Source organism: Paraburkholderia sp. (assembly GCF_047605525.1).
Lineage (GTDB): Bacteria > Pseudomonadota > Gammaproteobacteria > Burkholderiales > Burkholderiaceae > Paraburkholderia.
In genome coordinates, this window is sequence record NZ_JASGFN010000004.1 from 123,564 (window position 1) to 144,939 (window position 21,376).

The following is a 21,376-nucleotide window of genomic DNA, read 5'->3' on the forward strand; positions in this document are numbered from 1 at the left end:
CGTTCAGTCTGGAACGTTTGTACACATGCGCCGGTATGCTGCCGGCGTCATCCGGTACGCGCGGCGAAACCAGCGGCCGAGATGGCTCTGATCCGCGAAGCCGACTTCCGCGGCGACCTGCGCCGGCGTGCGGCCGGTCGCCAGCAGTCTGCGCGCGGCCCGCAGGCGCAAGCGCACCAGATACGCGTGCGGCGACGTGCCGAACGCGCGCTGGAACAGGCGCGTGAGCTGGAACCGGTCGATGCCGGCGATATCGGAGAGTTCGTCGAGGCCGAGATTGCCGTCCATATGCTCGTGCAGCAGACCGCGCACGCGCACGATCGCGGGCGGCGCGGCGAGACCGTCGATGATCGGCGCGTCACGCAACTGGCCGCCGAGCCGCATCAGCAGACGATCGAGAGACTGGTCGCGCGCGAGCCGCCCCTCGTCGTCGTAAATGGCGAGAAACGCCTGCCGGATCGCGTCGACGAGGCCGTCATCGTCGACGAGCGTCTGGCCGAAAGCCGCCTCGACGCCGCCGAGGCCCGGCAGATCGAGCCGGCGCGCCGCGCGCTCGACCCACGCTTGCGGCAGATACAGCATCGCGTAAGTGAAGCCGCCCGCCTCGGGCGCGTGGCCGTCGTGCAGCGCGCCCGGCTCGATCAGGATCGCGCGGCCCGGCACGCTCGTATGCAGCGAGCGATGGCACTGGAAGCGTTGCACACCCTGCTCCGTGTAGCCGATCAGCATGTCGTCGTGATCGTGCGGATCGTACGCGTGGCCGCTGAAATGCGCGCGCAGACCCTCGATGCCCGTCTCCGGATCGCGTCGCGCGACGAGCCAGTTATCGGGCTGGCCGTCGCGCATCGTCACGCTCGTCATTGCTTGCTTCGCTCCCTGACATCGAATGAGGTGGTGGGCCGCTGGCGGCGGATCGCGCTCACGTCATGAACGCGAGGCAGCGCGTACGCATCGTAGGGAAAAGCGGGCTCGTCACGCGGCAACTGTACGAGTATGCCCGCCTGCGCGCGCTCGCGCACGAGCCACGACGGCAGCATCCTGCCCCCTGTCGAAAAGTCTGCTGAATGATTTTCCAGTCATGGTCCAGTTTTTCAACGCACGGCGAACCCCGCAAATCTCGCGCCAAAAGTGCAATACGGCAGGCATTTCCGGGTGTCTGGACCGGGGCGGTTTAAAGTCAGCTATCTTCGCCGGAATCGCTGAAATCGGCGAGCGCCCGCAATTTTTTCGATGCGACCTGTCCGTCGGCATGCGTCCCGAGCGACATTGAAATGGCGGCTCGATGCAATCCACCCGCCTCAACCCCATGACGGAGGCTCATATGCAATACCTGTTGATGATCTATTCGGAAGAAACCCGCTGGAACCAGATGAGCGACAGCGAGCGGCAGCAAGGCGTCGCCGCCTATCAGGCGTACACCGAGTCGTTGCGGAAAGCGGGAGCGCTGGTGGGCGCGAACCGGCTGCAGCATACGGGCACGGCCACTACGGTACGACTCGTCGACGGCAAGCCGCAGGTGCTCGACGGTCCGTATTCCGATTCGAAGGAGCAGCTCGCCGGCTATTACCTGATCGACGTGCCCAACCTGGATGCGGCGATTACGTGGGCGTCGCGCTGCCCTGGCGCAGCGCACGGGCTCCTGGAAGTGCGTCCGGTCTGGGTGGCGTCCCCCGACGCGCGATATACCGCATGAGTTCGCGCGGCGGCGGCCGTGACGTCGACGGCGCCGCGCATGCGGTTGCCGAGGCGGTCGCTCGCCGCAGTTACGGCAAGCTCGTCGCGCTGCTGGCGATGCGCACGCGCGACGTCGCTGCGGCCGAGGACGCGCTGGCCGATGCGTTCGCGGCCGCGCTCGCGGACTGGCCGGCGCGCGGCTGCCCGGCCAATCCCGAAGCGTGGCTGATGACGGTTGCGCGCCGCCGGGCGATCGACGGCGCGCGTCATCGCCGGGTCGGCGACGAAGTCGCGAACCAGCTCGCGATCCTCGCCGACGAAATCGACGAGCGCGAAGCCGGCGCGTTGCCCGACCAGCGGCTTGCGCTGCTGTTCGCGTGCACACACCCCGCGCTCGAACCCGCGATCCGCACGCCGCTGATGCTGCAGGTGGTGCTGGGACTCGAAGCGAAGACGATCGCGTCCGCGTTCCTGATGTCGCCCGCCGCGATGAGCAAGCGCCTCGTGCGCGCGAAGAACAAGATCCGCGAAGCGGGCATTCCGTTCGAGGTGCCCGAGCGCGAGGAGTTGCCCGAGCGGCTCGCCGCGGTGCTCGAAGCAGTCTATGCGGTGTACGCGGAAGGGTGGACCGACCCGGTCGGCAGCGATACCGAGCGGCGCGATCTCGCCGGCGAGGCGCTGTTTCTCGCGCAGTTGCTGGCCGAATTGCTGCCCGGAGAGCCGGAGACGCTGGGTCTGCTCGCGCTGATGCTGTACGCGCAGGCGCGTCGTGACGCGCGACGCGATGCGGCCGGCGACTACGTGCCGCTGTCGGCTCAGGATCCCGCGACATGGAACACGCCGATGATCGACGCAGCCGACGCACTGCTGCGGCGCGCGAGCGCATTCAACGCGATCGGGCGCTTTCAGCTCGAAGCCGCGCTGCAGTCGGCGCACGTGCACCGCTGCCGGACGCGTCGTCCGAACTGGGGCGAAATCGTGCAGCTTTACGATGCGTTGCTCGCGATTGCGGCGTCGCCGGTGGTCGCGGTCAACCGCGCGCTCGCACTGGCGGAACGGGATGGCCCGCGGGCGGCGCTCGCCGCGCTCGAACCGTATGCGGACGATCCGCGGCTCGCCGATTACCAGCCGTACTGGGCCGCGCGCGCCGATCTGCTCGCGCGCGCCGGCGCGACGGCCGAAGCGCTCGGCGCATACGATCTCGCGATCGGCCTCGCGCGCGATCCGGCCGTGCGCCGGTTCCTGCAACGCAGGCGCATGGAGCTGTCGGCGGCGGGCACTTTTGTCACTGCTTCTCCGGCATCGCCGACGAGTGATGACTCGTAATCAGCCATTGCGCCCCGTCCCAATGGTAGGGGCGTCGCAAGGCAGACCATTTGAGGTAAGCGCACCATTAGCGCCCACGCCAAAAACGAACAAGGAATCGATATCTTTCGCGGCTAGTCCCCGAACGGATTGCCGATGTCTTTCACTTCGGTATTGAGGTTGTATTCCGCACGCATGGTCTTGAGCACGCTCTCGATGTCGCGCTCGAAGCCGGCCGCGTTGCCGAAGTGAGTCATGTTCCAGTTGCAGCCTGTCTTGTCAGCCTCCTGCAACTGCGGCCGCGGCACACGAATCTTCACGCCATCATCGACGATTTCCCGCAGTCGATGGATCCGCCGATTGACCTCCTGCTGTAGCTGCGAAGCATTGAGCGTCTTGCGTATCATCCAGGTCTCCTTCTGATTGCTCGAGCCAGTCTAGCGCAAGTGAGGCGTTCCGCGAACCGGCGTTCCGAAGTGATCGCCAACGGGTGTTTTTAATCAAAGCAAGCCTCTTTAGCCAAGGCAACAACCCCAGCCCCGTCTCACCGGCGTTTCCCAAAAATTTACTTGACATCTAAATTATCTAAACCTAAATTAATCGCACGGCAGAGTTCATTTTTGGGGAACCAGCATGCGCATAGTCTGTATCGGTGGCGGTCCGGCCGGCTTGTACTTCGGTCTGTTGATGAAGAAACGCAATCCCGGCTACGAAGTCACGGTGATCGAGCGCAACCGCCCCTACGACACCTTCGGCTGGGGCGTCGTGTTCTCCGACCAGACGCTCGGCAACCTGCGCGCCGCCGATGCCCCCAGCGCCGACGCGATTCTCGACGCGTTCAACCACTGGGACGACATCGAGATCCATTTCCGCGGCCGCAGCGTCCGCTCGTCGGGCCACGGCTTCTGCGGCATCGGACGTAAACGCCTGCTGAATATCCTGCAAGCGCGCTGCGAAGAACTCGGTGTCAAGCTCGTATTCGAAACCCAGGTCGTGGACGACAGCACGTACGACGCCGACCTGATCATCGCGAGCGACGGCCTGAACAGCGTGATCCGGCAAAAATACGCGCACACCTATCAGCCGGACATCGACGTGCGCGACTGCCGCTTCGTGTGGCTCGGCACGAAGAAGCTGTTCGACGCGTTCACGTTCGCATTCGAGGAAACCGAATTCGGCTGGTTCCAGGCCCACGCATACCGTTTCGACGATCAGACCTCGACGTTCATCGTCGAAACGCCGGAGCGCGTGTGGCGCGCCGCCGGTCTCGACGAAATGAGCAAGGAAGACAGCATCGCGTTCTGCGAAAAGCTGTTCGCGAAGTACCTCGACGGCAACGCGCTGATGTCGAACGCGGCGCATCTGCGCGGTTCGTCGCAGTGGATCCGCTTCCCACGCGTCGTCAACAAGGAGTGGGTGCATTGGCGCACCAATGCGAACGGCACGCAAACCCCGATCGTGCTGATGGGCGACGCCGCGCATACCGCGCACTTCTCGATCGGCTCGGGCACCAAGCTCGCGCTCGAAGACGCGATCGAACTCGCGAACAGCATGAGCGCGCATCCGGGCACGGATCCCGGCAACCTCGCCGCCGCGCTCCAGCACTACACCGAAGTACGTAGCGTCGACGTGCTGCGCATCCAGAACGCCGCGCGCAATTCGACCGAATGGTTCGAACACGTCGACCGTTATACGTCGTTCGAGCCGGAACAGTTCGCGTATTCGCTGCTCACGCGCTCGCAGCGCATCTCGCACGAGAACCTGCGCGAGCGCGACTCGCGGTATCTGTCCGGTTTCGAGGACTGGCTCGCGCGGCGCGCGGGCGTCGAGCGCGCGCCCGACAGGCATTCGATTCCGCCGATGTTCACGCCGTTCAAGGTGCGCGGTGTCACGCTGAAAAACCGCGTGATGGTGTCGCCGATGGCGCAATACTCGGCGGTGGACGGCATCGCCGGCGACTATCATCTGATGCACCTCGGCGCCCGCGCGATGGGCGGCGCCGCGCTCGTGATGACCGAGATGACCTGCGTGTCGCCCGAAGCGCGCATCACGCCGGGATGTCCCGGCATGTACGCGCCCGAACATCTCGCCGCTTGGAAGCGCATCGTCGATCTCGTCCATCATCAGTCGGATGCGAAGATCGGCATCCAGCTCGGCCACTCCGGCGCGAAAGGTTCGACGCGCGTCGCGTGGGAAGGCATCGATCAGCCGCTGACCGAAGGCAACTGGCCGCTCATTTCCGCGTCGCCGCAGCAGTACCTGCACGGCATCAGCCAGCAGTCGCGCGAAGCCACGCATGAGGAGCTGCGCGAAATCGAAGAGCAGTTCGTCAACGCGACGCGTATGTCGGTCGAAGCGGGCTTCGACTGGCTCGAACTACACTGCGCGCACGGCTATTTCCTGTCGAGCTTCCTGTCGCCCCTGACGAATCAACGCACCGACGAATACGGCGGCTCGCTCGAAAACCGTCTGCGCTATCCATTGCGCGTGTTCAATGCGATTCGCGCGGTGTGGCCGCAAGACAAGCCGATTTCGGTGCGGATTTCCGCGCACGACTGGGTCGAGGGCGGCAACACGCCGGACGACGCGGTAAAGATCGCGCAAGCCTTCAAGGCGGCCGGCGCGGACATGATCGACGTATCGTCGGGTCAGGTCAGCAAGGAAGAAAAGCCCGTGTACGGCCGCATGTTCCAGACGCCGTTCGCCGACCGCGTGCGCAACGAAGCCGGTATCGCGACGATCGCGGTCGGCGCGATTTCGGAAGCGGATCACGTGAACAGCATCATCGCGGCGGGCCGCGCGGACTTGTGCGCCATCGCGCGCCCGCACCTCGCGAATCCATCGTGGACGCTCAACGAAGCCGCGAAGATCGGCTATCTCGACGTGGCCTGGCCGAAGCCCTACACCGCCGCGAAAATGCAGCTCGAACGCAACCTCGAACGCGAGCGTGCCCAGGCCATCGCGAACGCCGGTCTCACCGCGCAACAACGCGCGCAACGCGCCGAAGGAACCGTGTGAACACATCGGACACCACTCTCGCCGGACAGCACGCGGTCGTGACCGGCGGCGGCGGCGGTATCGGCGCGGCGATCGCGCAGGCGCTGCTGCGCGCGGGCGCGCGCGTCACGCTGATGGGCCGCAACGCGCAACGCCTCGAAGCGCAGCGCGAACAATGCGCGGCGCTCGGCGACGTCGCGTGCATCAGCGTGGACGTCACGCAGGAAGATTCGGTCGCGCGTGCATTCAGCGAGGCGGGCGCGGTCGATATCCTCGTCAACAACGCGGGCCAGGCACAGGCCGCGCCGTTTTCGCACACCGACATGGCGCTGTGGCAGCGCATGCTCGACGTGAACCTGACCGGCGTGTTTCTCGGCACGCGCGCGGTGCTGCCCGGCATGCTCGAACGCGGCCACGGGCGCATCGTCAACGTGGCGAGCACGGCCGGCCAGATCGGCTATGCGTACGTCGCCGCGTACTGCGCCGCGAAGCATGGCGTGATCGGTCTCACCCGTTCGCTCGCGCTCGAAACCGCGACCAAAGGCATCACGGTCAACGCGGTGTGCCCCGGCTACACCGAAACCGAGCTGCTGCACGCATCGCTCGAACAGATCACCAGCAAGACCTCGCGTACCGAACAACAGGCGCGCGAAACGCTGCTGCGTTCGAATCCGCAGCGCCGCTTCGTGAGTCCGGAACAGGTCGCGAACGCGGTGCTCTGGCTATGCCGCCCCGGCTCGGATGCGATCACGGGGCAATCCATTTCCATCTCGGGCGGAGAAGTAATGTGAGCAAATCGACCCCAATCCGGAAATCGACGGCGGCCGGCACAGCGAAGCCGCCGCGCAAAGGCGTCGCCCAACCCGCGGAGAACGTCGTGGACCTCGAAATGAGTACTGGCGCGGACAGTCACATGGGTCTGCGTTTGTGGCTGCGTATGCTGACCACCACCAATCTCGTGCAGGCCGAGTTGCGCAAGCGTCTGCGCAACGAATTCGACATCACATTGCCGCGTTTCGATCTGATGGCGCAACTCGAGCGCCATCCCGAAGGCCTGAAGATGACCGAGCTGTCGCGCCGTCTGATGGTGACGGGCGGCAACGTCACCGGCATTACGGACCAGCTCGAAAAGGAAGGGCTCGTCGCGCGCGACACCGATCCGAACGACCGTCGCTCGATCAGCGTGTGCCTGACGCCGGCCGGGCGCAAGGCGTTCGACAGGATGGCGGTCGCGCACGAGCAATGGGTCGTCGAGATGTTCGGCGGCCTGAGCCTCGACGAAAAAATGCAGACGCATCAGCAGCTCGGCAAGCTCAAGCAGCATCTGCTCGACAGTCTGAAAGGCTGACCTCGTACCGAACCACGCCGAACCATTCGGAACCGCTGGAGACACCCATGACACGATCCAACGCCGACGCACTGCTGGCCGGCAACCGCCTGACGCTCGCCGGCTACGAGGCGAAGCACTTCGGCTGGTCGGTGACCGGCAAGGTCGCGACGATCACGCTGAACCGCCCGGAGCGCAAGAACCCGCTGACCTTCGAATCGTATGCGGAACTGCGCGACCTGTTCCGCGACCTCGCGTACGCGACCGACGTGAAAACGGTCGTGCTGCACGGCGCCGGCGAAAACTTCTGCTCCGGTGGCGACGTGCACGACATCATCGCGCCGCTGATCGATCTGCCGATGCCGGAACTGCTGCTGTTCACGCGCATGACCGGCGACCTCGTCAAGGCGATGCGCCATTGCCCGCAGCCGATCATCGCGGCCGTCGACGGCGTCTGCGCCGGCGCGGGCGCGATTCTCGCAATGGCCTCCGACCTGCGCATTGCCACCGCGCGCAGCAAGCTCGCGTTCCTGTTCACACGCGTCGGTCTCGCCGGCTGCGATATGGGCGCCTGCGCGATGCTGCCGCGCATCATCGGCCAGGGGCGCGCCGCCGAACTGCTGTTCACCGGCCGCTCGGCCAGCGGCGACGAAGGCCACGCATGGGGCTTCTACAACCGCCTGTGCGAACCGACCGCGCTGCTCGACGAAGCACGGAAGCTCGCTGCCGACCTGGCATCCGGTCCGACCTTCGCGCACGGCATGACGAAGAAGATGCTGCACCAGGAATGGAGCATGAGTATCGACGAAGCGATCGAATCGGAAGCGCAGGCGCAGGCGATCTGCATGGGCACGCGCGATTTCGAGCGCGCCTACAACGCGTTCGCGGCGAAGACGCGCCCGGTGTTCGAAGGAGACTGAGTTGAGCGCCGACAACCACGACCACCTCATCGATCCGCATAGCCCGCTCGCGTGGCCGTTTTTCGAGCCGCGCCACCGCGAACTCGCCACCGGCATCGACGCATGGTGCCGCGCGCATCTCGCGCATGAAGAGCCGGGCGACACCGATGCGACCTGCCGCCGCCTCGTGCGTGAACTCGGCGCGGCGGGCTGGCTGAAATACGGCGTCGGCGGCGTCGCGTACGGCGGCCACGGCGACACGATCGACATGCGCGCGGTCTGTCTGCTGCGCGAAACGCTCGCGCGCTATTCGGGCCTCGCCGATTTCGCGCTCGCGATGCAGGGCCTCGGCTCGGGTGCGATCTCGCTCGCGGGCACGCATGAGCAGAAGTCGCGCTATCTGCCGCGCGTCGCGAGCGGTACGGCGATTGCCGCGTTCGCGCTGTCGGAGCCGCAAGCGGGCTCGGACGTCGCGGCGATGGCGCTCGCGGCGCGCGAGGACGGCGGCCACTACGTGCTCGACGGCGAGAAGACGTGGATTTCGAACGGCGGCATCGCCGACTTCTACGTGGTGTTCGCGCGCACCGGCGAGGCGCCGGGTGCGCGAGGCATCAGCGCGTTCGTCGTCGATGCCGATACACCGGGTTTCGAAATCGCCGAGCGCATCGACGTGATCGCGCCGCATCCGCTCGCGCGCTTGCGCTTCGCGAACGCGCGCGTGCCGAAGAGCCAGATGCTCGGCGCGCCCGGCGAAGGCTTCAAGATCGCGATGCGCACGCTCGATATTTTCCGCACGTCGGTCGCGGCGGCATCGCTCGGTTTTGCGCGTCATGCGCTGGCCGAAGGGCTCGCGCGCGCATCGTCGCGCAAGATGTTCGGGCAAACGCTCGGCGACTTCCAGCTCACGCAAGCGAAGCTCGCGCAGATGGCGCTGACGATCGACAGCAGCGCGCTGCTCGTCTATCGCGCCGCGTGGCTGCGCGATCAGGGCGAGAACGTCACGCGCGAAGCGGCGATGGCGAAGTGGCACGCGAGCGAAGGCGCGCAGCAGGTGATCGACGCCGCCGTCCAGCTCTACGGCGGCATGGGTGTGCAAAGCGGCACCGCGGTCGAGATGCTGTACCGCGAGATTCGCGCGCTGCGCATTTACGAAGGCGCGACCGAAGTGCAGCAACTGATCGTCGGCCGCGATCTGTTGAAGGCGCATGCCGCCGCGAACGGGAACGCGCCATGAGCACGTCGTTCGAGCGGCCCGTGCGCATCCGCTTCTCGCACTGCGATCCGGCGGGCATCGTGTACTTTCCGCAGTACCTCGTGATGACCAACATGCTCGTCGAAGACTGGTTCAACGAGGGGCTGCGCATCGACTACGCGCACATGATCGGGCAACGCAGGGTCGGCCTGCCGATCGTCAAGCTCGACTGCGAATTCTCGCGGCCGAGCCGGATGGGCGAAACGATTCTGCTCACGCTCGATGTCGCCACCATCGGCCGCAGCTCGATCGGCATCGGGATTCGCGGCCATTGCAACGGCGAAACGCGCTTTCGCTCGAAACAGGTGCTCGTGTTCATGTCGTTCGACACCGGCAAATCCATCGATATTCCCGGCGACATCGCGAGCGCGCTCGCGGCGTTCGTCCCTCCGTCCCAATCCATCGAGGCGCATCGCTCATGAAAAAAGCTCTCCTTCCCGCCGGCTGGATCAAACCACGCGGCTACGCGAACGGTGTCGCGGCCGTCGGCACGCAGGTGTTTATCGCCGGCCAGATCGGCTGGGACGAACAGGCGCAATTCCACACCGACGATTTCGCCACGCAATCCGAACAGGCGCTGAAGAATCTGCTGGCCGTGCTGCGCGAAGCGGGCGGCAAGCCCGAGCATCTCGTGCGCCTCACGTGGTACGTGACCGACAAGCGCGAATACCTTGCGTCGCTGAAGGACATCGGCCGCGCGTTTCGCGAGCTGATCGGCGACTACGACATCGCGATGAGCGCGGTGCAGGTCGTCGCGCTGATGGAAGACCGCGCGAAGGTCGAGATCGAAGCCACCGCGGTGATTCCGCACTGAACGTTTCAAGCATCGAGAACCCGCGCACATCCTCTCACACCCTCTCACGCCTTCTCACGCCCAACGAAGCGCATTTTCCGGCTCAACGCCTCCGGAGACCATGATGGAACCGTCAGCACACGTCGATACTTTCGCGCGCGACAATCTTCCGCCGCAGGATCAATGGCCTGTCTTTCTGCTCGACAACCCGGACGTCGCCTATCCGCCGCGGATGAACTGCGCGACCGAACTGCTCGAGCGCACCATCGAAGCAGGCCATCGCGACCGGCCGGCAATCTGGTCCGACGTGGACGGCAAGCCGCAGGCAACCACGTACGGCGAACTGCTCGCGCTGGTGAACCGCAGCGCGCACGTGCTCGTCGATGAAATGGGTCTGCGGCCCGGCAACCGCGTGCTGCTGCGCGGCCCGAACACGCTGCAGATGGCCGTCGTGATGCTCGCGGCGCTGAAGGCCGGTCTCGTCGTCGTGCCGACCATGCCGCTGCTGCGCGCGAAGGAACTGAAACAGATCATCGAAAAGGCGCAGATCGGCGCCGCGCTATGCGACGCGCGCCTGACCGGCGAACTCGAACGCTGCACGGATCCGCGAGACGAGTTCTACTGCGCGACGCTGAAGCAGACGCGCCGCTTTCACGACGACTCCGCCGATTCGCTCGAAACGCTCGCGGTCAACAAGCCCGAGCACTTCACCGCGTGCGATACCGCCGCCGACGACGTCTGCCTGATCGCGTTCACGAGCGGCACGACCGGTTTGCCGAAAGGCTGCATGCATTTCCATCGCGACGTGATCGCGATGTGCGATCTGTTCCCGCGCCACGTGCTGAAGCCGTCTTCGAGCGATATTTTCTGCGGCACGCCGCCGCTCGCGTTTACGTTCGGCCTCGGCGGCCTGCTGTGTTTTCCGCTGCGCGTCGGGGCCGCGACGGTACTGATCGAAAAGCTCACACCGCCAACCCTGCTGGAAGTCGTCGAGCGCTTTCACGCGACTGTCATGTTCACCGCGCCGACTTTCTACCGGCAGATGGCGCCGCTCGTTGCCACGCATGACGTGTCGTCGCTGAAGAAAACCGTGTCGGCCGGCGAGGCGCTGCCCGATTCGACACGGCGTCTATGGCGCGATGCGACCGGCATCGACATGATCGACGGCATCGGCGGCACCGAGCTGATCCACATTTTCATTTCGTCGCAGGGCGCCGAAATCCGGCCGAACGCAATCGGCCGCGCGGTGCCGGGCTATATCGTACAGGCGGTCGACGACGACATGCGGCCGGTGCCGCCGGGCACGATCGGCAAGCTCGCGGTGCGCGGCCCGACCGGTTGCCGCTATCTCGCCGACGAACGGCAACTGCGCTTCGTGCGCGACGGCTGGAACCTGCCGGGCGATTCGGTCTATCTCGACGCGGACGGCTACGTGTTCTATCAGGCGCGCGCCGACGACATGATCGTCTCGGCCGGCTACAACATCTCCGGCCCCGAAGTGGAAAGCGTGCTGCTGCAACACGAAGCGGTGGCCGAATGCGGCGTGATCGGCGTGCCGGACGAAACACGCGGACAGATCGTCAAGGCCTTCGTCGTGCTGAACCCCGGCTACACGGCCAACGACGAACTGGTCGCGCAACTTCAGGATTTCGTTAAAAATAGTGTGGCGCCTTATAAATATCCCCGCGTCATCAACTTCGTCGGCGCGCTGCCGCGCACCGAAACCGGCAAGCTCAAACGTTTCGAGTTGCGCACGATCACATAACGCACTTCTTTTGCAGCGAATGCGCTGCATGGAGACAGACTGCATGGCCGGCTCTTTCATCGAAGTCGTCGCCCAGGATGGCGGCCGTTTCAACGCTTACGTCGCGCGCCCCGCGCAGGGCTCCGGTCCGGGGCTCGTGCTGCTGCAGGAAATCTTCGGCGTCAACGATACGATGAAGGCGAGCGCCGACCGCTATGCCGAAGAGGGCTACGTCGTGCTGGTGCCGGATCTGTTCTGGCGCATCAAGCCCGGCATCGAGCTCGGCTACGGTGAAGCCGACATACAACAGGCGCTCGGTTATCTGGACCGGTTCGACGCCGATCTCGCGGTCAAGGACATTGCCGCCACCATCGCGGCGTTGCGCGCGATGCCCGAACAGGCCGGCAAGGTCGGCATCGTCGGCTATTGCCTGGGCGGCAAGCTCGCGTTTCTGGGCGCGGCGCGCACCGACGTCGATTGCGCGGTCAGTTATTACGGCGTGGGCCTCGAAGCGCATCTCGACGAAGTGCCGGCGATTCGCAGCCCGATGGTGTTTCACTTCCCCGAAAACGACGCACACTGCCCACCCGCGACACGCGAGCGCATTAGCGCCGCATTGCGCACGCGGCCGCAGATCGAGCAATACGTGTATCCCGGCTGCGATCACGCGTTCGCGGCGCCGCAGCGCGCGCAGTACGACAAGCCCGCCGCGATGATGGCGTATTCGCGCACGCTCGCGCTGCTGCGCAAGGTGCTGGGTCCGGTCTACGATCTGAACGCGCTATGGGAAGCGCACTGCTATCACGAGTTCGCGACGCGCGACGTCGATGCGGTGATGCCGACGATGGTCGCCGAGCCCTACGTCAATCACGTTCCGACGATGACGGGCGGCGTCGGTCATGACAATCTCAAGCATTTCTATACGCATCACTTCGTCAACTCGAATCCGCCCGACACGAAGCTGATTCCGATTTCGCGCACGATCGGCTCGGACCGCGTCGTCGATGAATTCATTTTCAGTTGCACGCATAGCTGCGAAATCGACTGGCTGCTGCCCGGCGTCGCACCGACCGGCAAATATTTCGAGGTGCCGATGCTGGCGGTGGTGTGCTTCCGCGGCGACAAGCTTTATAACGAGCACATCTATTGGGATCAGGCTTCGGTACTCGTGCAGGTGGGATTGCTCGATCCCGAGGGACTGCCGGTGGCGGGAATCGAGAGCGCGCGCAAGCTGCTCGACGAGACGTTGCCGTCGAATCAGTTGATGGGCGGGAAGTCGAAGGTTTGAGCACGACGGCGGCCGGTCTCGTGAACTAGAGCCACGCCTCGGCACAACATCCCTATGATGTGAGGCTTCCCCCCAACCGCCGCCGCCCAATGCTCACCGTCCATCATCTGAACAACTCCCGCTCGCAACGCGTATTGTGGCTGCTCGAAGAACTCGGCGTGCCCTACGAGATCAGTCGATACGAGCGCGATCCGAACACGTTGCTCGCGCCGCCCGAGTTGCGCGCCGTGCATCCGCTCGGCAAGTCGCCTGTCATTACCGACGACGGCCTGACCATCGCCGAGTCGGGCGCGATCATCGAGTACCTGGTCGACAGGTACGGCGCGGGACGTTTCGCTCCGGCACCCGGCACGCCGGAGCGTCTACGCTACACGTACTGGCTGCACTACGCGGAAGGCTCGGCGATGCCGCCGCTGCTGCTGAAGCTCGTCGCGCAACGCATCGCCGCTGCGCCGATGCCGTTCTTCGCGAAGCCGATCGCGCGCAAGATCGCCGCGACGCTGCAGTCGAATTTCGTCGATCCGCAATTGCAACTGCATCTCGGCTATATCGACAAGGAACTCGGCGCGACCGGCTGGTTCGTCGGTCATGACTTCACCGCGGCGGACGTGCAGATGAGCTTCCCGCTCGAAGCCGCCGCCGCGCGCAGTGGTCTGCAATCGCAATTGCCCGCGATTGCCGGCTTCCTGCAGCGCATTCACGCGCGTCCTGCGTATCAACGCGCGCTCGAACGCGGCGGCAAATACGACATCCTCGGCGGCTGACCCGGCCCGGCGCACTGCGTCGCGCCGAACGCCCAGGATTTCGTAGTTGTGACGCGAAACAGGCGGGTGCTAGACTCAAAAACCCCACCGTCGGCAGTGGCGCGAATCGCCCAAACCCGCGTGAACGCCCATGCATGCATATGCGCATCCGCATGCCGCGTTTATGCGCGATTCACGCCGCCCCCGCCCCCTCGCGGCACAGGAGCGCCCGCATGACCCATTCCCTTCACGGCAGGCAACGCTGGCTCGCGCTGATCGTGCTGTGCCTCGGCGTGCTGATGATCGTGCTCGACACGACGATCGTGAACGTCGCGCTGCCATCCATCGCCGCCGACCTCGACTTCAGCGAAACCTCGCTCGTGTGGGTCGTCAACGCATACATGCTCACGTTCGGCGGCTGCCTGCTGCTCGGCGGACGGCTGGGCGATCTGTACGGACACCGGCGCCTCTTTCTCGGCGGCATCACGCTGTTCACGCTCGCATCGCTCGCCTGCGGACTCGCGAACTCGCAGATCCTGCTGATCGCCGCACGCGCGGTGCAGGGTCTGGGCGGCGCGATCGTCTCCGCGGTGTCGCTGTCGCTGATCATGAATCTGTTCACCGAACCCGGCGAGCGCGCCAAAGCGATGGGCGTGTACGGCTTCGTCTGCGCGGGCGGCGGCAGCATCGGCGTGCTGCTCGGTGGACTGCTGACAAACCTGCTCAGTTGGCACTGGATCTTTCTCGTCAATCTGCCGATCGGCATCGCGGTGTACGCGCTCTGTCTCGCGATGCTGCCGGCCGCGCACGGACACGCGCACGGCGAACGGCTCGACGTGGCCGGCGCAGTGAGCGTGACCGCGTCGCTGATGCTCGCGGTCTACGCGGTCGTCAACGGCAACGAGGCGGGCTGGACCTCCGCGCAAACGCTCGGCCTGCTCGGCGCGGCGCTGGTATTGCTCGCGGTGTTCCTGCTGATCGAAACGCGCGTCGAACATCCGTTGATGCCGCCGGGTCTCCTGCGTTTGCGCAACGTGGCAACCGCAAATGTGGTCGGCGTGCTGTGGGCGGCCGCGATGTTCGCATGGTTCTTCATTTCCGCGCTGTATCTGCAACGCGTGCTCGGCTACCGGCCGTTGCAGGTCGGGCTCGCGTTCCTGCCCGCCAATCTGATCATGGGCTTCTTTTCGCTCGGTCTGTCGGCGCGCGTGGTGCTGCGCTTCGGGCTGCGCCGGCCGCTCGCCGCGGGTCTGCTGATCGCGGCTTGCGGGCTCGCGCTGTTCGCGCGCGCGCCCGTCGACGGCAGCTTCGTGCCCGACGTGCTGCCCGGCATGATCCTGCTCGGCTTCGGTGCGGGCATCGCGTTCAATCCGCTGCTGCTCGCCGCGATGAGCGACGTCGATCCGGCCGACTCGGGCCTCGCGTCGGGCATCGTCAACACGTCGTTCATGATGGGCGGCGCGCTCGGCCTCGCGGTGCTCGCGAGCCTGGCGGCCGCGCGCAGCGATGCGATGCAGGCGTCGATGAACGCGGACGCGGCGCTCAATAGCGGTTATCACGTCGCGTTTCTCTTCGGTGCGATTTTCGCCGCGATGGCGGGGATTCTCGGCGGGTTGCTGTTGCGACCGGGGCCGGCTGGTGAAGCGCATCCGGTAGAGGCGGTTGATACGCGGCCGGCAAAGTCTTCGCGCGATGCGCGGGCGGCAACGGAGAACTGCTGAGCGGCGCGCGCCGTCATCCCGTTTCCGCGTTGCCGCGTTGCCGCGTTCCGGCGCGGAAGCGCAAGCGCGATCAAATGCGCGGTTGCGCCGCCCGCTATGCTGGCTTCATGCTGATATGAGAGCCGATATGAACCCGGTTGGCAAAGCACTCTGGTTTATCGAAAGCCATTTCGCGGGCGAACTCACGCTCGACGATATCGCCCGCTGTGGCTGCGTGTCGCGCTTCCACCTCGCGCGCGCGTTCGAAGCGGCGACCGGAATTCCGGTGATGCGCTACGTTCGCGCGCGGCGTCTGAGCGAGTCCGCGCGACGTCTCGCCGATGGCGCGCCCGATATCCTCGCGGTCGCCCTCGACGCCGGCTATGGCTCTCACGAGGCATTCACGCGCGCGTTTCGCGAGCAGTTCGGCATCACGCCGGAAGCGCTGCGCGCGCGTGGTCATCTCGACAATCTTGCCCTCGTGGAGCCGATCAGAATGGACGAAACCCTTCTCATGCATCTGGACCCGCCGCGTTTCGAAGACGGCCGGGCGTTTCTCGTCGCCGGCCTGAGCGAGCGTTATACGTGCGACAGCAGCAAGGCGATTCCATCGCAATGGCAGCGCTTTGGCGCGTGGTACGGCAGCGTGCCGGGACAGGTCGGTAAGGTGGCGTATGGCGTCGGCTATAACGCCGATGACCTCGGCAACTTCGACTATATGTGCGGCGTCGAAGTCAGTGATTTTTCGGGGCTGCCGGCTGAACTGAGCCGCGTGCGTATTGCCGCGCAACGGTATGCGGTGTTCAGTCATCGCGAGCATATCTCGGGAATTCGCCGCACGATGAACACGATCTGGAATCAGTGGTTGCCGGCGTCCGGACATGTGCCCGAGGATGCGCCGCAATTCGAGCGATATGGCGAACAGTTCGATCCGGTGACGGGAATAGGTGGCGTCGAGATCTGGTTGCCGTTGAAGAGCTGATGGTCGATGCGGCGAATAACCGGGGAGTGGCCGGCCATTCGCCTGATCGATCACGGCGTGGCATGCCGCGTGTCATGCGTTGCTTGCGCGTCGTCGTATTCCCGCGAAATGTCCTTGTTCGTGTAATCGCCGAGTCGCGAAGCGGCGCCCAGACTGATCACCGCGCATATGAGGATATAGGCCGCCACCGCAAAGCCCGAATGGAAGTAGGCGAAGAGCGCCGTCGCGATCAACGGCGCCGGACCGCCCGCAATGATGGAAGCTAACTGGTAGCCCATCGACGCACCGCTGTAACGCATGCGCCCCGTGAACGATTCGGCGATCAACGCGGCTTGCGGACCATACATCATCGCGTGCGGCACCAGCGAGAGCACGATGGCTGCGAAGATCCATATCGGGTTCTTCGTGCCGACCATGAAAAAGTAGAGGAAGCCAAATATGCCGACAACAGCGGCGCCGATCATGTACATGCGCCGCCGCCCGATCAGATCGGACACGTGACCGAAGAAGGGGATCGTGACGAATTCCAGCACCGAAGCCACCAGCACCGCCGTCAGCAACAGGTCGCGTGTCACGCCTAGCGTCATCACGCCATAGGTGAAGATAAAGGCCGTGAAAATGTAGAAAGGCGCCTGTTCCGCCATGCGCGCAAAGGCTGACAGAAAGATGTCTTTCGGTTGGCGACGCAATACCTCGAGCATCGGCGCTTTTTCGATCCTGCGCTCGGCGAGAAGCTTCGTGAAGATCGGCGTCTCGAGAATATTCAAGCGGATATAAAGACCGATCCCGACCAGCACGATGCTCAGGAAGAACGGCACGCGCCAACCCCACGTGAGAAACGCGCTGCCGGAAATCCGGCTCATGGCCAGCACCACGAGGTTCGCCACGAACAATCCGGCCGGTACGCCAAACTGCGGCCACGACGCGACGAACCCGCGATGCCTGTTGGTGCGCGCCCATTCCATCGACATCAGCACCGAGCCGCCCCACTCGCCTCCGACGCCCACGCCCTGAATGAAGCGCAGCACTGTGAGCACGATCGCCCCCCAGATGCCGATCGTCGCGTAGGTCGGAACAAAACCCACGGCAAACGTGGCGAGTCCCATCAGCAATAGCGTCACGATCAAGGTGGCTTTACGTCCGATGCGATCGCCATAGTGGCCGAAAATCGCCGCGCCGACCGGTCGCGCGATGAAGCCGACGGCGTAGATCAGAAAAGCCTGGAGAGTGCCGACGAGTGGATCCGATTCGGGGAAATACAGCTTGGCGAATACAAGACCCGTGACCGTGCTGTACAGGAAGAAGTCATACCATTCGATTGTCGTGCCGATCGTGCTGGCGATGACAGCGCGGCGCAACTGGCGCCGAGCCTCCTCATTGGAGAGGGGTGTTGCCCCTGATTGCGTGGCGGCCATTTGATATCTCCCCAAAAGCGCGGGTGACAATTTGTATTGACAATGAGTACATTGCGGGGTTCCGGTCCTGGCACGCAGCATGGCCAGTGAAAGCGCCTTTCGATTGTCGTTGGGGCGATCGGACTGGTACGCCAGAAATCTTGCTCAGGTGGCTATTCGCAGGGAGCAGAATTCCGTTCCGGGTCGCGCCTGCTCGATCTTCAATCGGCGTAGCTGCCGGGCCGGGGGAATTTATGTAAGCTTCCTGTCTCCGCTTCCTCCGCCACCTGGGTCCTCTCGCCAATGCCCTCCTCGATCAGCAATTCGCTTCTCTGGATCCTTGACGCGTTCGAGCGCGATCCGACCTACGTCCGCAGGCGGATGTTCGGCTCCGACGCTGCTTATATCGACGGCCTGTTGTGCCTGGTCGCCGCCGATCGCGCCAAGCCATGGAATGGGCTGCTGGTGTGTACGTCGCAGGAGCGCCACGCGTCGCTCACCGCCGAGATGCCTGCATTGCGGCCGCATCCGGTACTTGGGAAGTGGCTTTATGTGCCGCAGGAAGATCCTGCGTTTGAAAGTACTGTGGAAAAGATGACGGCGCTCGTGTTGGCTCGCGATCCGCGTGTGGGCGTCGAGCCGAAGCCACGTAAGCGGCGGAGTAAATCCGCGTTGCCGGATGATTGATGTAATGGCGCCAGGCGCCACCACTCGTTGCGCGTCGATTGCCGCAATGTTATAAAGCCGTGTCGGAAAAGGCAGACTTGGTTTGGTAAGCCCAAGTCCTTTCGGTAACGAAAGCTCTGGTCTTTGGCCTCGTGCATGAGATCCCCACGACGAACATCGGGCGCTGTAGAAGCGTCCAGTCGTTCGTCCGCGCGGTTTTCATCCTGAGGAACGCTCCGGTCGAACATCGACAGAGGAGTCGTTCATGCACAACCGCCATCCGGATATCTATGACGTCGTAATCGCCGGGGCCGGCCCCGTCGGCCTGTTTCTCGCCTGTGAGCTTCGCCTGTTGGACCTGTCGGTCCTGGTGCTGGAGCGAGCCCACGACCCACACTCCCCGTTGAAGCGCCTTCCGTTCGGCATGCGCGGCCTGTCGGCGCCCACCCTTGAAGCCTTTTACCGTCGCGGCTTGCTCGACGAGCTGGTCGCGGCGCAGCGCACAGACGATGCCGCGGGCAAGACCGCGGCGGCCGCGCATTGGATCCAGCAGCCGCGCCGGCCAGCCGGCCACTTCGCGGGCATCCAGTTCTATCACGACGACGTCGACACCTCCAGATGGCCGTATCGGTTGCCGAGCCCGGCTGGCACCAGCATGGCAGTCACATTGGAGACACTGGAAACCATTCTCGCCCGCAGAGCCGGTGCAATGGGAGCCGAAATCCGGCGCGGCTTCGGCGTCGACGATTTCCTCGCGTCGGACGAAAGCGTGACCGTTCACGCCGGCGGGGAGACTTTTCGTGGACGCTGGCTCGTCGGTTGCGACGGCGGCCGCAGTGCGATTCGCAAGGCAGGCGGCTTCGAATTCGTCGGCACCGATCCCGAGTTCACCGGCTATTCGGTCGAAGCCCGGATGGCCGATCCGGAAGCGCTCCGCCCCGGCCGGCACTATACGCCGACCGGCATGTACACCTATGCGCGTCCCAGCACGATCGCGATGGTCGAATTCGACGGCGGCGCTTTTCACCGCATCCAGCCGATCACGCTGGAGCATGTGCAGGCGGTATTGCGCCGCGTGTCCGGCACGGACGTCACCCTGACAGGCCTTCAGCTCGCCACCACCTGGACGGATCGCGCCTGTCAGGTGACCGCGTATCGGAAAGGACGGGTGCTGCTCGCCGGCGATGCCGCGCACATCCATTCTCCGTTGGGCGGTCAAGGGCTCAATCTCGGGCTCGGAGACGCGCTGAACCTCGGTTGGAAGCTGGCGTCCACGATCCGTGGCGACGCACCGGCCGGCTTACTCGACAGCTATCAGCAGGAGCGGCATCCGGTGGGCGCGCGCATTCTCGACTGGTCGCGCGCGCAAGTTGCACTGATGCGGCCCACGCCGAGCACGCGCGCGCTCGAAGCCGTCATCCGTGATCTCGTCGCGACCCGCGACGGCGCGACGTATTTCGCCGAGCGCATGTGGGGGGTTTCGCTCCGCTACGATTTTGGCGACGCTCATCCGCTGATGGGCCTAAGCGTTCCTGATTTCGAACTGGTCGACGGAACCAGGGTCGGCAGCCTTCTGCGCGAAGGAAAGGGCCTGTTGCTGGACTTCGACCCACGCCCATCGCTTCGGACGCTGACAAACCGTTGGCGGGAGCGGGTCACCTATGTAGCAGGCGACGTCAGGGATCGGCTAGGCCTGCGCACTCTGCTGGTGCGTCCCGACGGGTTCGTCGCCTGGGCAACCGAAGCGGCCCCGGACGATGAAGACGTTCGACAGGCACTATCGCGATGGTTCGGCGAACCTGGGAATGCAGGCGGTTGACGGCAACCTCGGAAGGCGGCGCCCTACCTCTGCCGGAACGTGCGAAAGATGGGAAGCGGAATTCTTCTCATTGACACTATTGTTCGCGCGATGCCGGCGTCAAATGTCTATGCTCTTTTTAATCGCCCCATCGCCGCAACGGAACCGAGCCCAGGAGGGAGCCATGCAAGCTGATCCGAAGGTTATCGAATATCTCAACGCCGAACTGAAAAACGAGCTGACAGCGATCAATCAGTATTTTCTGCATGCGAGGCTTTACAAGCATTGGGGTCTCGATGCACTCGGCAAGCACGAGTATGACGAATCGATCGAGGAGATGAAACACGCGGACAAGCTGATCGAGCGGATTTTCATGCTCGACGGACTGCCCAATCTGCAGGACTTGAGCAAGCTCCTCATTGGCGAGAACACGCGCGAGATACTCGAGTGCGACCTCAAGCTCGAACAGACCGCACAGGCGCAATGCAAGGAAGCCATCGTGTATTGCGAATCCGTTCGGGACTTCGTGTCGAGAGAGATCTTCGTCGAGATTCTCGACGCCACCGAGGATCACATCGACTGGCTGGAAACCCAGCTCGGCCTGATCGACAAGATCGGCATCGAGAATTATCAGCAGTCGGGCATTGGCTCGCTCAGTTGAGCCCGGTGGACACACCGGCGCGGGCGAGCTGAAGGCCGAGGCGCTTATCCGTCGTATCGCGCTGACGCGATGACGGAAAGAACGGCGTTTGCGCCCCGGTTTGCGAACAACAATTACTGCACCGCCCCGAGAACAACCCTGATGCGGCGCCCT

At 64.5% G+C, this 21,376-nt stretch carries 20 protein-coding genes; 17 read left to right on the forward strand and 3 right to left on the reverse strand.

The window, feature by feature from the left end; translation table 11 throughout:
* Nucleotides 1–3: 3 nt before the first annotated feature.
* Nucleotides 4–861 (reverse strand): helix-turn-helix domain-containing protein, encoded by an 858-nt coding sequence (locus QM685_RS07195; RefSeq protein ID WP_415114206.1) that lies wholly within the window; start codon nt 859–861, stop codon nt 4–6.
* Between the two features lie 460 nt (nt 862–1,321).
* Between QM685_RS07195 and QM685_RS07200 the strand changes: the two genes are divergently transcribed.
* On the forward strand, nt 1,322–1,693 hold the full coding sequence (locus tag QM685_RS07200; RefSeq protein WP_415114208.1) for a YciI family protein: 372 nt from the start codon (nt 1,322–1,324) through the stop codon (nt 1,691–1,693).
* Nucleotides 1,690–3,000: an RNA polymerase sigma factor gene (locus QM685_RS07205; RefSeq protein WP_415114210.1), complete on the forward strand. Its 1,311-nt coding sequence runs from the start codon at nt 1,690–1,692 to the stop codon at nt 2,998–3,000. The genes QM685_RS07200 and QM685_RS07205 overlap by 4 nt, the downstream gene beginning before the upstream one ends.
* A gap of 113 nt (nt 3,001–3,113) precedes the next feature.
* Here QM685_RS07205 and QM685_RS07210 read toward each other — a convergent pair whose 3' ends face one another.
* Nucleotides 3,114–3,386 (reverse strand): hypothetical protein, encoded by a 273-nt coding sequence (locus QM685_RS07210; protein WP_415114212.1) that lies wholly within the window; start codon nt 3,384–3,386, stop codon nt 3,114–3,116.
* 226 nt (nt 3,387–3,612) lie between these two features.
* On the opposite strand from QM685_RS07210, the gene QM685_RS07215 reads away from it, so the two are divergent.
* The 12 genes from QM685_RS07215 to QM685_RS07270 all read left to right on the forward strand — a co-directional run bounded on the left by QM685_RS07215 (nt 3,613) and on the right by QM685_RS07270 (nt 16,704).
* Complete coding sequence (locus QM685_RS07215; RefSeq protein ID WP_415114214.1) at nt 3,613–5,997, forward strand: bifunctional salicylyl-CoA 5-hydroxylase/oxidoreductase; 2,385 nt, start codon at nt 3,613–3,615, stop codon at nt 5,995–5,997.
* Complete coding sequence (locus QM685_RS07220; RefSeq protein ID WP_415114216.1) at nt 5,994–6,767, forward strand: SDR family NAD(P)-dependent oxidoreductase; 774 nt, start codon at nt 5,994–5,996, stop codon at nt 6,765–6,767. The genes QM685_RS07215 and QM685_RS07220 overlap by 4 nt, the downstream gene beginning before the upstream one ends.
* Complete coding sequence (locus tag QM685_RS07225; protein ID WP_415114218.1) at nt 6,764–7,324, forward strand: MarR family winged helix-turn-helix transcriptional regulator; 561 nt, start codon at nt 6,764–6,766, stop codon at nt 7,322–7,324. Before QM685_RS07220 ends, QM685_RS07225 begins: the two co-directional genes overlap by 4 nt.
* Nucleotides 7,325–7,371: 47 nt before the next feature.
* Nucleotides 7,372–8,223: an enoyl-CoA hydratase family protein gene (locus QM685_RS07230; RefSeq protein WP_415114220.1), complete on the forward strand. Its 852-nt coding sequence runs from the start codon at nt 7,372–7,374 to the stop codon at nt 8,221–8,223.
* A 1-nt stretch (nt 8,224) separates the two neighbouring features.
* Complete coding sequence (locus QM685_RS07235) at nt 8,225–9,436, forward strand: acyl-CoA dehydrogenase family protein (RefSeq protein ID WP_415114222.1); 1,212 nt, start codon at nt 8,225–8,227, stop codon at nt 9,434–9,436.
* Entirely contained in the window at nt 9,433–9,876 is a 444-nt protein-coding gene (locus QM685_RS07240; protein ID WP_415114224.1) for an acyl-CoA thioesterase, read from the forward strand. Before QM685_RS07235 ends, QM685_RS07240 begins: the two co-directional genes overlap by 4 nt.
* The gene (locus QM685_RS07245) at nt 9,873–10,268 is read left to right on the forward strand and encodes a RidA family protein (protein WP_415114226.1); all 396 of its coding nucleotides are present in this window, start codon (nt 9,873–9,875) and stop codon (nt 10,266–10,268) included. Before QM685_RS07240 ends, QM685_RS07245 begins: the two co-directional genes overlap by 4 nt.
* A 103-nt stretch (nt 10,269–10,371) precedes the next feature.
* Nucleotides 10,372–12,012 carry an AMP-binding protein gene (locus QM685_RS07250; protein WP_415114713.1) on the forward strand — a complete coding sequence of 547 codons (1,641 nt, stop codon included), beginning with the start codon at nt 10,372–10,374 and terminating at the stop codon, nt 12,010–12,012.
* 43 nt (nt 12,013–12,055) lie between these two features.
* Nucleotides 12,056–13,279: a dienelactone hydrolase family protein gene (locus QM685_RS07255; RefSeq protein WP_415114228.1), complete on the forward strand. Its 1,224-nt coding sequence runs from the start codon at nt 12,056–12,058 to the stop codon at nt 13,277–13,279.
* 89 nt (nt 13,280–13,368) lie between these two features.
* Entirely contained in the window at nt 13,369–14,043 is a 675-nt protein-coding gene (locus tag QM685_RS07260; RefSeq protein ID WP_415114230.1) for a glutathione S-transferase, read from the forward strand.
* Nucleotides 14,044–14,255: 212 nt separating this feature from the next.
* Complete coding sequence (locus QM685_RS07265) at nt 14,256–15,743, forward strand: MFS transporter (protein WP_415114232.1); 1,488 nt, start codon at nt 14,256–14,258, stop codon at nt 15,741–15,743.
* A 127-nt stretch (nt 15,744–15,870) separates the two neighbouring features.
* Nucleotides 15,871–16,704: an AraC family transcriptional regulator gene (locus QM685_RS07270; RefSeq protein WP_415114234.1), complete on the forward strand. Its 834-nt coding sequence runs from the start codon at nt 15,871–15,873 to the stop codon at nt 16,702–16,704.
* A 50-nt stretch (nt 16,705–16,754) separates the two neighbouring features.
* Here QM685_RS07270 and QM685_RS07275 read toward each other — a convergent pair whose 3' ends face one another.
* On the reverse strand, nt 16,755–18,119 hold the full coding sequence (locus QM685_RS07275) for an MFS transporter (protein ID WP_415114236.1): 1,365 nt from the start codon (nt 18,117–18,119) through the stop codon (nt 16,755–16,757).
* Between the two features lie 282 nt (nt 18,120–18,401).
* Here QM685_RS07275 and QM685_RS07280 point away from each other — a divergent pair, with 282 nt between their 5' ends.
* From QM685_RS07280 to bfr, 3 genes are all read left to right on the forward strand, one after another.
* Nucleotides 18,402–18,785: a hypothetical protein gene (locus QM685_RS07280; protein ID WP_415114238.1), complete on the forward strand. Its 384-nt coding sequence runs from the start codon at nt 18,402–18,404 to the stop codon at nt 18,783–18,785.
* 244 nt (nt 18,786–19,029) lie between these two features.
* Entirely contained in the window at nt 19,030–20,583 is a 1,554-nt protein-coding gene (locus QM685_RS07285; RefSeq protein ID WP_415114240.1) for an FAD-dependent monooxygenase, read from the forward strand.
* A gap of 163 nt (nt 20,584–20,746) precedes the next feature.
* Nucleotides 20,747–21,223 (forward strand): bacterioferritin, encoded by a 477-nt coding sequence (gene bfr / locus QM685_RS07290; protein WP_415114242.1) that lies wholly within the window; start codon nt 20,747–20,749, stop codon nt 21,221–21,223.
* Nucleotides 21,224–21,376: the final 153 nt, after the last annotated feature.

Excerpts from the sequence above, each read along its gene's own strand:
- QM685_RS07280 (WP_415114238.1), top strand. The coding sequence starts at position 18,402 with ATGCCCTCCTCGATCAGCAATTCGCTTCTCTGGATCCTTGACGCGTTC.
- bfr (WP_415114242.1), top strand. The coding sequence starts at position 20,747 with ATGCAAGCTGATCCGAAGGTTATCGAATATCTCAACGCCGAACTGAAA.
- QM685_RS07230 (WP_415114220.1), top strand. The coding sequence starts at position 7,372 with ATGACACGATCCAACGCCGACGCACTGCTGGCCGGCAACCGCCTGACG.
- QM685_RS07245 (WP_415114226.1), top strand. The coding sequence starts at position 9,873 with ATGAAAAAAGCTCTCCTTCCCGCCGGCTGGATCAAACCACGCGGCTAC.
- QM685_RS07200 (WP_415114208.1), top strand. The coding sequence starts at position 1,322 with ATGCAATACCTGTTGATGATCTATTCGGAAGAAACCCGCTGGAACCAG.
- QM685_RS07285 (WP_415114240.1), top strand. The coding sequence starts at position 19,030 with ATGCACAACCGCCATCCGGATATCTATGACGTCGTAATCGCCGGGGCC.
- QM685_RS07215 (WP_415114214.1), top strand. The coding sequence starts at position 3,613 with ATGCGCATAGTCTGTATCGGTGGCGGTCCGGCCGGCTTGTACTTCGGT.
- QM685_RS07275 (WP_415114236.1), bottom strand. The coding sequence starts at position 18,119 with ATGGCCGCCACGCAATCAGGGGCAACACCCCTCTCCAATGAGGAGGCT.
- QM685_RS07195 (WP_415114206.1), bottom strand. The coding sequence starts at position 861 with ATGACGAGCGTGACGATGCGCGACGGCCAGCCCGATAACTGGCTCGTC.
- QM685_RS07255 (WP_415114228.1), top strand. The coding sequence starts at position 12,056 with ATGGCCGGCTCTTTCATCGAAGTCGTCGCCCAGGATGGCGGCCGTTTC.
- QM685_RS07260 (WP_415114230.1), top strand. The coding sequence starts at position 13,369 with ATGCTCACCGTCCATCATCTGAACAACTCCCGCTCGCAACGCGTATTG.
- QM685_RS07205 (WP_415114210.1), top strand. The coding sequence starts at position 1,690 with ATGAGTTCGCGCGGCGGCGGCCGTGACGTCGACGGCGCCGCGCATGCG.
- QM685_RS07270 (WP_415114234.1), top strand. The coding sequence starts at position 15,871 with ATGAACCCGGTTGGCAAAGCACTCTGGTTTATCGAAAGCCATTTCGCG.
- QM685_RS07240 (WP_415114224.1), top strand. The coding sequence starts at position 9,433 with ATGAGCACGTCGTTCGAGCGGCCCGTGCGCATCCGCTTCTCGCACTGC.
- QM685_RS07265 (WP_415114232.1), top strand. The coding sequence starts at position 14,256 with ATGACCCATTCCCTTCACGGCAGGCAACGCTGGCTCGCGCTGATCGTG.
- QM685_RS07250 (WP_415114713.1), top strand. The coding sequence starts at position 10,372 with ATGGAACCGTCAGCACACGTCGATACTTTCGCGCGCGACAATCTTCCG.
- QM685_RS07210 (WP_415114212.1), bottom strand. The coding sequence starts at position 3,386 with ATGATACGCAAGACGCTCAATGCTTCGCAGCTACAGCAGGAGGTCAAT.